Here is a 12,457-nt window from a genome sequence, read left to right as displayed (position 1 = left end):
TGTTTACAAGTACGGAGGATGGAGGGATTGATGAAATGAAAGTAGATTTAGCGATTATCAACGGGCAGATTTACAATACTTTTACAAAGAAGTTTGACCAGAAAAATGTTGCAATAGTTGAAGATAAATTTTTCTATATTACGGTTGACGAAATGGAGAATTTAGATGCGATTGAAGTGGTGGATGCCAAAAATCAATATTTGGTTCCTGGGTTAATCGACATTCATATGCATATTGAAAGCTCGATGACTTCACCTTCTATTTTTTCTGAGGCTGTATTAACACATGGAGTAACAACCATTGTAGCTGATGCTCATGAGATAGCAAATGTGTTTGGGATGGAAGGGCTGGAGGCGTTCTTTTCCCAGCCAAGCATCATGGACATTTTTTATGCGATTCCGTCATCTGTCCCTTCAACAACGCCAGAATTAGAAACTACTGGGGGCTATATTGGCGTGGAAGAAGTAAAGCAGCTGTTGCAGCATCCGAAGGTGATTGCTTTAGGAGAAGCGATGAACTTCAATGGGATTGTCAATGAACCGGATTCATTAATTCGCCAAATTTTACGTGAGGTTCAAATGGAAAAGCCCTTGATGCCCTTGGAAGGTCATATTCCCCGTGTTTCTGGATTAGAATTGGCGAAATTTTTATATGCAGGCATAACGGCTGATCATACCCACCAGTCGCCTGAATCGATTTATGAGAAAATAACTAATGGGATGTTTTTAGAGTTTCAAAAGAAATCGATTACGCCGGAAAATATCCGTGTCATCGTTGAAAATAATTTTTATGAATATATGGCTATTATTACCGACGATGTAATGGCAGACGATCTGCTGGAAGGACATTTGGATGCAAACCTTCGTTTAGCGATTTCAGCTGGCATGCCTGTAGAACAAGCGATATACTGTACTACCTATACGCCTGCAAGACGAATGGGATTTCAAGACCGAGGGGCGATTATCCCGGGTTTTAAAGCTGATTTTCTCTTGCTGGATGATGTTAAAAGCATGACGATTGCCGCGGTTTATAAAGATGGTAAATTGGTCCATGAACGAGGAAATGAGATGCGCTACCCTACTGTGAAACCTGATTTTCCAGAGCATTTCTATAAGTCGTTACAATGTCGTGCCTTAACAATAGAGGATTTACGGATCAAGGTAAATACAACGGAAAAGGCCGTCGTCAACGTAATCCATATTTCAGAAGTTGGTACCTTTACTGAACATGTACAACGCGAGGTTGCGGTGATAGATGGATATTTGGATTGGGAAAAGAGTGGGTTGGCATTGATTATAGTGATGGAGCGCTATGGGAAAACAGGCAACATCGCCTATGGTTTTGTTGAAAATGCATTATCTGAAAGAGGAGCTGTCGCCACCACTTGGGCGCATGATCATCATAATTTGATGGTGATGGGAACGAGCGTGGAAGATATGTTAGTGGCGCAAAAACAATTATTGAACATGCAGGGTGGATATGTCGTTGCCCAAGCTGGAACGATTCAAGCGATTTGCCCATTGCCTGTCGGCGGCATTATTAGTGATGCACCGATCCAAGAACTAGGTGCACAATTGAAGGAAGTTCGCCAAGCGATGGTTGGCTTAGGTTATCGGAACAGCAATGAAATTATGTCATTCTCCACGTTATCTTTGCCAGTTTCACCTGTTATCAAAATTACGGATAAAGGGATGATGAATGTGCGTTCTCAAAGGATGATCCCATTAGTAGAAGGTGAAAACAGTTGAAAATTCTCATTAAAAATGCCTGGATTTTGACGATGAATGCGCAAATGGAACAATTCCGGCATGGCTATTTAGTAGTGGATGACAAAAAAATTATCGAAGTAGGTCGGTTGGATTTATTGCCGAAGGATGTCAGGTATGACAAATCCATCGATGCCAAAGGTGCCATTTTATTACCGGGTATGGTCAATACCCATACACATATTGGCATGATTCCGTTCCGTTCGCTAGGGGATGACTATCCCGATCGATTACGCCGCTTCTTATTTCCATTAGAAAATGAATGTATGAATGAACAACTGGCCTATACGAGTGGAAAATATGCAATTGCGGAAATGCAGCTTGCCGGTGTGACGACGTTCTTTGATATGTATTATTTTGAACAACAATTAGCTGAAGCGGCACAGGAAATGGATAGCCGTGGTATTTTAGCCGAAACCGTCATTGATTCCATAACGGTTGATGTGCTTGAACCAATGGGCGGTTTACACTACGCTGAAAGTTTTATGCCGAAATGGCAAGGGAACAAGCGAATTCAAGCATCCGTAGCACCGCATGCACCTTATTCGAATACGAAGGAAGCGCTCCAACAAGCTGCTATTTTATCTAAAAAGTACGACGTGCCATGGATGATGCATGTCAGTGAAATGGATTTTGAAATGGACAAATATTGGAAAGAACACCAGCAATCGCCGATTGAATTTTTAGAGGAGATTGGCGTTTTGAGTCCAAAACTTGTGGCTGCACACTGTATTCATTTGTCAGACCATGATATTGAGTTGTTGAAGAAGTATAATGTAAAGGTGGCTCATTGTATTGGTGCCAATACAAAATCGGCCAAAGGGGTTGCCCGTGTGCAGGATTTATTGGCTGCTGGTGTAACTGTAGGCTTAGGAACCGATGGCCCAAGCAGTGGAAATACGCTTGATTTATTTAGCCAAATGCGCTTATTTGCCAATTTCCATAAAACGTATTTACATGACCGCAGTGCCTTTCCAGCTGAAGAGATTGTCAAGTTGGCAACCATAGGTGGAGCGAAGGTTTTAGGCATGCAGGAACAAATCGGCTCAATTGAGGCAGGGAAACAAGCTGATTTCATTCTAGTCGAAACCGATTCTGTCAATATGTTTCCCATTTTTGATCCATATTCTGCTTTAGTTTATTCGGCAAATGCCAGCAATGTAAGAGATGTATTCATCGCTGGAAAGCAAGTTGTTGAAGGAAAAACCTTAGTGAATTTTGATATCATGCGATTAAGAGTAGAGCTTGCTGAGGCCATGGAACAATGTGGCTTTAGAAGAAAAGCGTTTCAAGCTATGGAAAGAAAATAGAGATATGGATACCTGATTTCAAGAAGGTTAGGCTGCTGCGGCAGCCTTTTTTTATTGGCTGAAAGGTCAGGTTATCAAATGAACCTCTTTAAAGCGAAAATGTGGTTTTGCTACAGCATGTGCTAAACATTCTCCATAATTATGGTTTCAAACATATTAGCCACTGTCTGGCAGGAGTCTGCAATTTCTTCTAGGTTTTCATAGATTTCTTTGTATTGAATAATTCGGACGGGGTCTTTCTCAACGGAAAATAAATATATGATGGATTCACGCAAAATGTGATCGCAACTAGATTCTAATTCTTTAATATTAATGGTGTGTTTTCTTATATTTAACAATTTCTTTGTTGATAGCAATTCTATGGCTATATAACAATGATTAGTTAAATTTTACCAATTATAAAAATAACCAGCAAGGTGATGATATAGGAGTAATTCTAATTAAAAGGAGAGAGACTCATGACTCAAATTGATGTAAATCAACTAAATCAAGCAAAAGCAAATGTAACACTCACACAAGAATTGTTAACAAAAGCAATTGAAAAGGCAAATTCCGATCCTACACTTGCCCAGGAAGCCATTAAACAGGCATCAAATGAAATTTCATCAGCTTTAAGTGCCGTAACTCAAGTACAAAAAACATCTCAAACCCAATCGGCGGAATGATAAAAAATTCTACCTGATATTACTGAGTAAATATTGTTATGCAAATCCTCATAACATTGTGAAATGCACCCAAATTATTTGGCACAACAAACAGCAAGTTGTTGAAGGAAAAACCTTAGTGAATTTTGATATCACGCAATTAAGAGGAGAGCTTGCTGAGGCCATGGAACAATGTGAATTCAGAAGAAAAGCGATAAAAGCAATGGAGGGAAGATAACGAGAACGGAGACCGGAGTCCAAGAAAGAGCCTAACTTTAACTAATAGCTATTTTATTAGAAGAACGAAAAGGGATGCCTTCTTGAATATGAATGGCATCCTTTTTAATAGCATGATTATATTTTATTTAAGAATTATTCTGTTGAGTATACTTAAGTAGATTGTGAATTATTTTTTACTATTGAAATATTGAAATCAACTTTTAATCAAGGTAGGATCCATCGGGAAATATTCCATAAATTTTCTTGATATAGAAGAAAGATACCTTCCTTTCAACCAGATTAATGCGGAAGGCCTAGCCATAATTGGCGGATCCACAATTTCTTTAAAAATAAGTGCAGTGTTCGGGATCAGGTTCATCGCAGATCTTGGAACGATGGCAATTCCGATGTCATGATTAGCCCATGTTAATAATGTCATAATATCACTGCTTTCACAAATAATTTTTGGTTCAAATCCAGTTTCTAAGCAAGCTGACTTTACAACGTCTACTGTATACATAGCCTGGTTATACATCGAGGTTCCTTTTTGTCTTCGCAGTAACATCAATGGCTTTTCTTCAAGTTCAGATAGCTTAATCGTTGGGTTATTCCGTTCAAAATTCCATTTATGGCTCATGACAGCAACAATCGGTTCATCAGGTAAATGAATCATATCAAATATGCTGTTATCAATGGGTAATCGAACAATCCCCAATTCAATATGGCGATTTTCTAGTAACTCCATAATCCGATTGGGATCTCCTTCCCATAACTGAAATTTAACATCAGGATAGTGCAATTGAAAATCACGTATTTTCTCAGGCAGCAGTTGGGCTCCAAGTGCAGCAATTGTCCCAATTGATAATGTGCCTTTTGTACCCTCAGTAAGTTCTTTTACCTCTTCTACTGTTCCTGTTACAAATTCAATAATTTCTTTCGCACGTTTATAAAGGAACATTCCTTCTTCCGTTATGATTAGCTTTCGTGTATGCCTTTCAAATAGAGTAACACCTAATTCATCTTCTAATTGCTTTAACTGCTGACTTAAAGGGGGTTGGGCCATATTCAAACGCTTGGCCGCTTGTGAGATTGTCCCTTCTTCTACAATCGTAATGAAATATTTTAAGTGACGAATATCCAATATTGACACCCTTTCAGCTGTAATTTATTTTATAAGCCCTATTGTAAAGGATTATTTATATATTTTACATATAAATAGGCAATAAAATAAATATTTTGCAGAATTTTCGGACTATGTTAAGTTATTACTATATTAAACTTGAAAAAGGGGGTAAATCAAGACGATCGATTCTAAAAAAGTAAACTTTTAAGCCTTTATCCATTTTTTTGTAAACGGTTTCTTATCTCAAAAAACTTTTAAAAGAGGTGCTGTAATGAAAAAAATGAAATATCTATTAACCTTGCTATTTACTTTTAGTATGTTTTTAGCGGGATGCGGATCGGATGAAACCGCAAGCAAGCCAGCAAAATCAACACCAGCTTCTCAAGCAGTAAGTGCACCAAAACCACTGAGTAAGCCTGTTCATATTAAGTTTGGTTATCCAACTCAAGGCGCATCGATGCTTCCTTTATGGGTAGCTAAGGATACGGGGATTTTTGAAAAATATGGCGTCGATGCCGAACTAATTTATATCGCTAGTACACCAAAAGTTCAAGAAACTTTAAACAGCGGGGCAATTGAAGTGGGTTTAACTGGTATTGATCCAGTAGGGAAATCGAAAGCAGCAGGAATTGACTCCGTAATCATTTCTGCAGTAGCCGACCGAAATGCTATGTACGTTTACGGACAAAAGGGAACCGATAAAAAAGATCTTGCAAAAGCATTAAAAGGGAAAACCATTATTACTGGTGCAGAAGGTTCACTATATGATTATTTGACACAATCCTTTATTAAAGACAATGGCTTAACTCCTAAACAGGATACAAAGCTTATTTATATGACTGGCGAAGGTGACCGGACTGGTGCGTTTATTAAAGGTGACGCAGAGTTCTATGTTGTCGCTCCTCCAACCTCTTTTAAAATGGATGATATGGGTTATCCGCAAATATACGATTTCAAGCAAAAAGAGGTGCTGAGTTCGGGGATTGGGATGAAGAAGGACTTTTATAACAAGAATCCTGAGTTAGCAGAAATCCTTGTTGCTTCTTTAATTGAGGCGAATGCATTCATTACGAAAAATAAGGAAGAAACGATTAAAATTATATCAAAATGGACCGGCATCGACGATCCGAAGCTAGCTGAAAAAACATATGATGTCAATGTTGATACAATACCGCAAAAACCGTATGTATCAGACAAATCGGCCCAATTTTTCTTAGATAACTCAAACAATGAAGAAGTTAGAAAAATGAAACCAGCAGATATTGTAGATATGAGTATCGTTAAGAAATTAGATGAGTCTGGTTTTATTGATAGCTTATATAAAAAATAAATCTCCACTAATACCAAACGAGGAGGCTAACAGATGACTGTAAAAGCTAAGCTGCTATCAGATAATGTTTCGATTAGTTATCCACTTAAAAATGGTGATGAGGTTATTGCCGTAAAGGATTTTAATATGACAGTCAATGAAAAGGAATTTGTCTGCATCGTCGGCCCAAGCGGCTGTGGAAAGTCAACAATGCTAGGTGCTATTGCTGGCTTTCAGGATATTAGCGGCGGAGCTATTTATTTAAATGGGAAGCCGATTAAAGGAGCAGGGAGGGATCGTGGAGTCGTATTTCAACAAGCCTCTCTATTTCCTTGGCGGACAGCTCTTGAAAATGTCATTTATGGATTAGAATTAGCTGGTGTTCCAAAACAAGATCGTATTTCTAAAGGCAGAGAGTTATTAAAGTTAGTAGGTTTAGAGGCGTTTGCAGATCATTATCCCAATCAGTTATCGGGCGGGATGCAGCAAAGAGTGAATGTTGCCAGAGCTCTAGCCATCGAACCTAGTCTGATGCTTTTAGATGAACCATTTGGAGCATTAGATGCTCAGACTAGAGAATTTATGCAGTTGGAACTTTTACGTATTTGGGAGGCAACAAATCAAACGATTATTTTTGTTACCCATGATATAGCCGAGTCTGTTTACTTAGCGGATAAAGTGATAGTTATGACTGCAAGACCAGGGAGAATTTGTGAAGAGGTGAAGATCGACCTCCCACGCCCTCGACCACTAGAGCTTAAAAGAAGTCGTGAATTTATGGAATATGAAAAACATATATGGGAACTCATTGTAAAAGAAAAAGAGAAAGAAAAAGAAACAGTTTAACGAGGAGGCGAAACGATGTTGAATAGCGTAAAGGTTAAAGAAGAGAAAGCCTTTAATCCCAATCAGACTAATAGTGCCAAAACAAGCTTGGCAGTGGCTGAAATGAAAACGCGTAAAAAGAAACAGAAAACGTTGGAAAACTTTTTCTTCAAATATCTTGGGGCCATTACGGTTATTCTTGTCCTGGCGATTTGGGAGACACTTTATCAAGCAGGGGTCATAAACCCGATATTTATGAGTGCTCCGTCAAAAATCGTAACCGTTGGGTATGAGTTAATTCAGAGTGGCTTGCTAACTGAAAATATTCTTTTTACACTCGGTAATTTCTCTGTTGGATTTGGCTTGGCCGCGATTACGGGAATTTTGGTTGGTTTAATTACGGGCTGGTATCGACCATTGGGAAAAGCGTTCGATCCATTTTTGACAGCCATGCTTGGTACACCCAGGATTGTATTATTACCATTAATCACTCTATGGGTAGGGGTAGGATTTTCAAGTAAGGTTTTAATTGTATTTCTTGCCGGAGTATTTCCGATTATTCTTAATACAATGTCAGGCGTTCGAAATTTGGATCCCAATTTAACACGGGTATCAAAGTGTTTTGGAGCCTCCGCAATTCAAACCTTTATCACGATTGCGCTGCCTGGATCCTTACCACAAATTGTCTCGGGACTCCGTGTGGGAATTGGGCAATCCCTTGTTGGGGTTATTGCGGCTGAAATGTTCGTTTCTACCGGGGGAATTGGTTATTTTGTGGCACAGTCATCAGCCAATTTTAATGTTGACCGTGTTTTTGTAGGCATCATTGTCATAGTGATTATGGGGATCTTAATCACAAGTTCGGTTAAATGGATCGAATCACGTTTGATGAAGCATCGAATTGAATAATAAATTATATGAAAAAGATATAAATAAGTAATGAAATATATATTTTACAAATAATCCGAATCTTAATAATATTAAATTATTGGTATATACAAATTTGTTGAAAAAGGAGAAAACTCATGACTCAGACAGAAAAAAGCACTACTTTACCCAAAAAACCAACCTTTACAAGTCCACCGTTAATCAAAAAACAAACACCACGCTGCCCGCCAATGGTTGATATTAAAAGTGCTGAAGAATTGATCCCATATTTAGATGCAGTTGCAAAACGACCTTATAATCATGGCTTACATGCAGGTTGGGACCTGCAGCCAGGTGAACGGGTCCTTCTTCGCGTCGATAATTGGCATGATCCACTGGTCATTGATGCTTGTAAGCTCATACTCGAAAAGTACAATACAAAATATGAAATCAAGTATGTGGATAAGGGGCCAATTATTAAATGGAAGGGCCATGACGAAGTTGAATATTATTTAGCTCGTACGAAAGAGTTAGCTGAGTGGATGGATGAATGGGAGCAAATGGAGAAGGATGGTAACTACGATAAGATTCTAATGGGATATGGTGGTCCCGTATTAAGAGCTGCAAACATAAAGATTCAACGGATGCCATTTATTACACCTGAACTCACAGCCACTCCAGCTCACACGATTCCTTATGAAATTATTGAAGCACTTGATAAATGGACATGGGATCGAATTCGTAATTCCCGCAGGGTTCATATTACAGATCCAGAAGGAACGGATTTAAGCTATACTAATCATGATGAATATTGGGATTCAAAGCGAGAGTTTTATAACCCGGATTTGGTGAATATATTTTATAAAGGAAATGAAGAATTTGGAAAAACATATTTGCCAGGCCACATATTAGGTCGCCCATGGATGTATCTACCGAAAGAAGACGCAACAGGTTATATCGCAGGTACTTCAAATCATATTGGGCCTGTTCCTTGGATTGGGTTGAAGGTTGATAATGGGAAAATAAGCGAAATCCATGAGGGTGGAGAATTTGGAGAAAAACTCCGTAAATTAAAAGCCGAAACGGACCATTTACAGTATCCTGGTTTCCCAGATAAAGGGCTTTTCCGGTGGTGGGAGGCTTCCGTTGGTACAAACCCTCATATTCACCGTCCAAGGAAAGGCTTCCTTAATGGGTGGTTAAATTGTCTTTATGAGCGTATGCGCAGTGGGGTTATTCATATAGGATTTGGAACGGTTATTTCAAGTTCTGCAGAGCGTCAGGCTGCAAGTATGGGATTGCCTGTTGGTCACTGGCATGTTCATCTGTATTTTCCAACTATGACATGTGAAATGATCGGCGGAGGAACGGAAACCCTTATTAAGGATGGACATCTAATGGCATTGGATGATCCAGACATTCGTAAAATTGCCGCAAAATATGGAGACCCAGATCTTTTATTATCTGAATCTTGGATTCCGGCAGTTCCTGGTCTAAACATGACTGGAGACTACTGGAAACATTATGCGGAAGATCCTGAAAAATGGGTGCTTTCGGAATTAAATATCTGTGAAAACTATCATCCGATGTTTATGAGTATGGTAGGAGCTGATCCAAAATATTGTAATAATCCGCTCTGGAAGGTGCCAAACATTAGTGACTCATGTTCATGCGGTGGGCATCACATTTAAAAAAATCAATAATAAAGAAGGCAACTTTTTATCCAATTTGTCTTATAAGGGGTCTGACACCACAAATAACTCGCAATCTAGTAGTGCTATACTAGATTGTCAATTGTGGGGTCAGACCCCTTTGATTTAACTTAAGTTAAAATTAACTTTTAATCAGTGGATCTTCTATCGGGAAGTATTCCATAAATTTTCTTGATATAGAGGAAAGATATCTTCCCTTCAACCATATCAATGCTGACGGTCTCGCAATGATAGAAGGACGAATAATTTCTTTAAAAATAAGCTGAGTGTTTGGGATAAGGTTCATTGCAGATTTTGGGACCAAGGCAACCCCAATGTCATGATGAGCCCATGTTAATAGCGTCATAATATCACTGCTTTCACAAATGATTTTAGGTTCGAACCCTACGTTTAAGAATGCTGTCTTAACAGCGTCTCCTGTATACATATCTTGGTTATACATCGAAGTGCCTATCTTTCTTCGAAGTATCATCAATGGCTTATCCTCAAGTTCGGATAGCATAATCGAAGGTCTATTGCTGTCACTATTCCATTTTTTACTCATCGCAACAACAATAGGTTCATCAGGTAAATGAATCATATTGAAAATCCTGTTATCAATCGGTAATCTAACGATCCCCAATTCTATTATGCGATTTTCTAATAACTCCATAATCCGATTGGTATCTCCTTCCCATACTTGGAATTGAACATCTGGATAATGGATTTGAAAATCACGTATTCTCTCCGGCAAAAGCTGGGCACCAAGTGAGGAAATTGCGCCTATAGATAATGTTCCTTTCATCCCCTCTGAAAGTTCTTTTACTTCTTCAATGGAACCAGTTAGTAACTCGATAATTTCTTTAGAACGTTTATAAAAGAGTAACCCTTCCTCTGTCATGATTAGTTTTCGCGTATGTCTTTCAAATAACGTAACACCTAATTCAATTTCTAACTGCTTCAGCAGATTGCTTAATGGCGGTTGGGACATATTCAAGCGTTTCGCCGCTTGAGAGATTTTTCCTTCTTCTACTATCGTAATGAAATAGTTTAAGTGTCGAATATCCAATATAATAGATCGCCCTTCCATATCAGATTATATTTTATAAGGTATCTGTAACCTGATTATATATATTTTTTACATAGGAGACAATTTAATAATTAAATATTAAAAATAATCAAACATTTATAAAATGGTAATCATACTTATTCCCAAGATCCAAGGGTTGATAACGTAGAGTTGGTAGTGATCCTTCCAAATTGTGATTGTTTGGATCGAGTAGAAGGGTTATTTATATAAAGAAGATATAAATAGTGAAAAATATAAGTATTTTACAAATATTATTAATTTTCTTAATATTAAATCAAGCCATCCATTGAGCATGTGCTAACGTGACTCGAATGGGTCAAAAATTTATTTAGGAGGTAATTCGTAATGGTTAAAGTTATTTTGCAAATGTACCCAGTTCTTCCCGCAGAAAATGAGGCTGAACGTGAACGTCTTCGCCCGCTTGGCCGGAACTCAGCGCTTTATCACGAGGTCTTGCATGAGATGGACGATATTGTCAAGGCCGCTGATGAGCTCGGACTCTGGGGGGTTGCTACTATTGAGCACCACTTCTGGTCAGAGGGCTACGAGGTGGGGCCGAATCCTGGTATTCTGAATGCCCACTGGGCTTCCATTACCAAGAACCTTCGGGTTGGTGCGCTCGGGTATGTGATGCCGACCCAGAACCCGCTAAAAGTGGCAGAAGAAACCGCTATCATTGACCATCTAGCAAGAGGGCGTTACTTTGTTGGTGTCGCCCGTGGATACCAATCGAGATGGACTGATATCATCGGGCAACACCTTGGGGCCAAGGCCACTCTTTCCGACAAGAGTGCCGATGATGAAGCAAACCGCGTTATGTTCGAGGAAGGGGTCGAACTGCTGCAGAAAGCGTGGACGCAGGATAGCGTCACGCACCAGGGCAAGGTGTGGCAGGTTCCCCCTACCGAAGAGGGCGTAGACTGGCCGATGTCGCCCGTTACGGAAAAACTGGGGGCACCTGGAGAGATTGAAAACGGAAAGGTAAAAAGTGTTAGCGTGGTTCCTTCGCCGTATCAGAAGCCACATCCACCGGTCTTTACTGCAAGCAGCGCCAGCAGGGAGACCATCGAGTACTGCGCCCGCAAGGGGTTTGTACCTACTCATTTTTCCAGGCTGGAACGGGCAGCCGAGAATGGTAAAATCTACACTGAGGAAGCCCGGGCTGCCGGCCATTCAGTAGGCTATGGGGAAAAGCAGGCCCTCGTACGATGGCTGGAAATTGGTGAATCGATGGCCGATGCACGTCAGCGCATGGTCAAGTATGACTTGGACGTCTTCAAGGCACTTACGTTACTACTGCCAACAGGGACAACTCAGGGCAAAGATCTTGAAAACTTCTACCACAACGGAACCGACGAGGAGTGGATCGACTTCACGCTCAAGACCGGGTTGTATTGCATCGGTACACTGGAGGATGTCAAGCAGCAATTTGTTGAACAGTGGAAGGCCTTTCCAGCTGAGTACTGCATGATTGTCTGCCATTATGCACAGCAGCCGAAGGAGCAGGTCATTGAGTATCTTGAAAAGTTTATGACGTACATCAAGCCGGAGTTGGACAAAATCACGGCCGAAGCATGGGAAAACAATATTATAGTTTCAAATTAATAACCTAG

At 39.7% G+C, this 12,457-nt stretch carries 10 protein-coding genes and 1 pseudogene; 8 read left to right on the top strand and 3 right to left on the bottom strand.

What is annotated here, in order from left to right; genetic code table 11:
- Window positions 1–35 precede the first annotated feature (35 nt).
- Together AC3ANL_RS14065 and AC3ANL_RS14060 are read left to right on the top strand one after the other, a co-directional pair.
- Complete coding sequence (locus tag AC3ANL_RS14065) at window positions 36–1,748, top strand: adenine deaminase C-terminal domain-containing protein (RefSeq protein WP_488325064.1); 1,713 nt, start codon at window positions 36–38, stop codon at window positions 1,746–1,748.
- Window positions 1,745–3,076 (top strand): amidohydrolase, encoded by a 1,332-nt coding sequence (locus tag AC3ANL_RS14060; protein ID WP_488325063.1) that lies wholly within the window; start codon window positions 1,745–1,747, stop codon window positions 3,074–3,076. Before AC3ANL_RS14065 ends, AC3ANL_RS14060 begins: the two co-directional genes overlap by 4 nt.
- A 122-nt stretch (window positions 3,077–3,198) precedes the next feature.
- Here AC3ANL_RS14060 and AC3ANL_RS14055 read toward each other — a convergent pair.
- Window positions 3,199–3,441: pseudogene (locus AC3ANL_RS14055) on the bottom strand (DUF47 domain-containing protein); the annotation flags it as partial.
- Between the two features lie 93 nt (window positions 3,442–3,534).
- On the opposite strand from AC3ANL_RS14055, the gene AC3ANL_RS14050 reads away from it, so the two are divergent.
- Window positions 3,535–3,741, top strand: coding sequence for a hypothetical protein (locus tag AC3ANL_RS14050; protein WP_488325062.1), 207 nt, complete (start codon window positions 3,535–3,537; stop codon window positions 3,739–3,741).
- A 412-nt stretch (window positions 3,742–4,153) separates the two neighbouring features.
- On the opposite strand, the gene AC3ANL_RS14045 is transcribed toward AC3ANL_RS14050, so the two are convergent.
- Window positions 4,154–5,080: a LysR family transcriptional regulator gene (locus AC3ANL_RS14045; RefSeq protein ID WP_488325061.1), complete on the bottom strand. Its 927-nt coding sequence runs from the start codon at window positions 5,078–5,080 to the stop codon at window positions 4,154–4,156.
- Between the two features lie 253 nt (window positions 5,081–5,333).
- Here AC3ANL_RS14045 and AC3ANL_RS14040 point away from each other — a divergent pair, with 253 nt between their 5' ends.
- The 4 genes from AC3ANL_RS14040 to AC3ANL_RS14025 all read left to right on the top strand — a co-directional run bounded on the left by AC3ANL_RS14040 (window position 5,334) and on the right by AC3ANL_RS14025 (window position 9,754).
- Complete coding sequence (locus tag AC3ANL_RS14040) at window positions 5,334–6,392, top strand: ABC transporter substrate-binding protein (protein ID WP_488325060.1); 1,059 nt, start codon at window positions 5,334–5,336, stop codon at window positions 6,390–6,392.
- Between the two features lie 33 nt (window positions 6,393–6,425).
- Window positions 6,426–7,217 (top strand): ABC transporter ATP-binding protein, encoded by a 792-nt coding sequence (locus AC3ANL_RS14035; protein WP_488325059.1) that lies wholly within the window; start codon window positions 6,426–6,428, stop codon window positions 7,215–7,217.
- A gap of 15 nt (window positions 7,218–7,232) precedes the next feature.
- Entirely contained in the window at window positions 7,233–8,105 is an 873-nt protein-coding gene (locus tag AC3ANL_RS14030; RefSeq protein WP_488325058.1) for an ABC transporter permease, read from the top strand.
- Between the two features lie 116 nt (window positions 8,106–8,221).
- On the top strand, window positions 8,222–9,754 hold the full coding sequence (locus tag AC3ANL_RS14025; RefSeq protein WP_488325057.1) for a hypothetical protein: 1,533 nt from the start codon (window positions 8,222–8,224) through the stop codon (window positions 9,752–9,754).
- A gap of 142 nt (window positions 9,755–9,896) precedes the next feature.
- On the opposite strand, the gene AC3ANL_RS14020 is transcribed toward AC3ANL_RS14025, so the two are convergent.
- The gene (locus AC3ANL_RS14020) at window positions 9,897–10,823 is read right to left on the bottom strand and encodes a LysR family transcriptional regulator (RefSeq protein ID WP_488325056.1); all 927 of its coding nucleotides are present in this window, start codon (window positions 10,821–10,823) and stop codon (window positions 9,897–9,899) included.
- Between the two features lie 366 nt (window positions 10,824–11,189).
- On the opposite strand from AC3ANL_RS14020, the gene AC3ANL_RS14015 reads away from it, so the two are divergent.
- Window positions 11,190–12,449, top strand: coding sequence for an LLM class flavin-dependent oxidoreductase (locus tag AC3ANL_RS14015; protein ID WP_488325055.1), 1,260 nt, complete (start codon window positions 11,190–11,192; stop codon window positions 12,447–12,449).
- Window positions 12,450–12,457 lie beyond the last annotated feature (8 nt).

It is taken from the genome of Neobacillus sp. DHD-1R (assembly GCF_057747995.1).
The sequence above is the reverse complement of the archived record's forward strand: the minus strand, read 5'-3'. Positions and strand labels throughout refer to the sequence as shown.

Coding starts and splice junctions, on each gene's coding strand:
- AC3ANL_RS14065 (WP_488325064.1), top strand. CDS start 36: ATGAAAGTAGATTTAGCGATTATCAACGGGCAGATTTACAATACTTTT.
- AC3ANL_RS14050 (WP_488325062.1), top strand. CDS start 3,535: ATGACTCAAATTGATGTAAATCAACTAAATCAAGCAAAAGCAAATGTA.
- AC3ANL_RS14040 (WP_488325060.1), top strand. CDS start 5,334: ATGAAAAAAATGAAATATCTATTAACCTTGCTATTTACTTTTAGTATG.
- AC3ANL_RS14035 (WP_488325059.1), top strand. CDS start 6,426: ATGACTGTAAAAGCTAAGCTGCTATCAGATAATGTTTCGATTAGTTAT.
- AC3ANL_RS14030 (WP_488325058.1), top strand. CDS start 7,233: ATGTTGAATAGCGTAAAGGTTAAAGAAGAGAAAGCCTTTAATCCCAAT.
- AC3ANL_RS14025 (WP_488325057.1), top strand. CDS start 8,222: ATGACTCAGACAGAAAAAAGCACTACTTTACCCAAAAAACCAACCTTT.
- AC3ANL_RS14015 (WP_488325055.1), top strand. CDS start 11,190: ATGGTTAAAGTTATTTTGCAAATGTACCCAGTTCTTCCCGCAGAAAAT.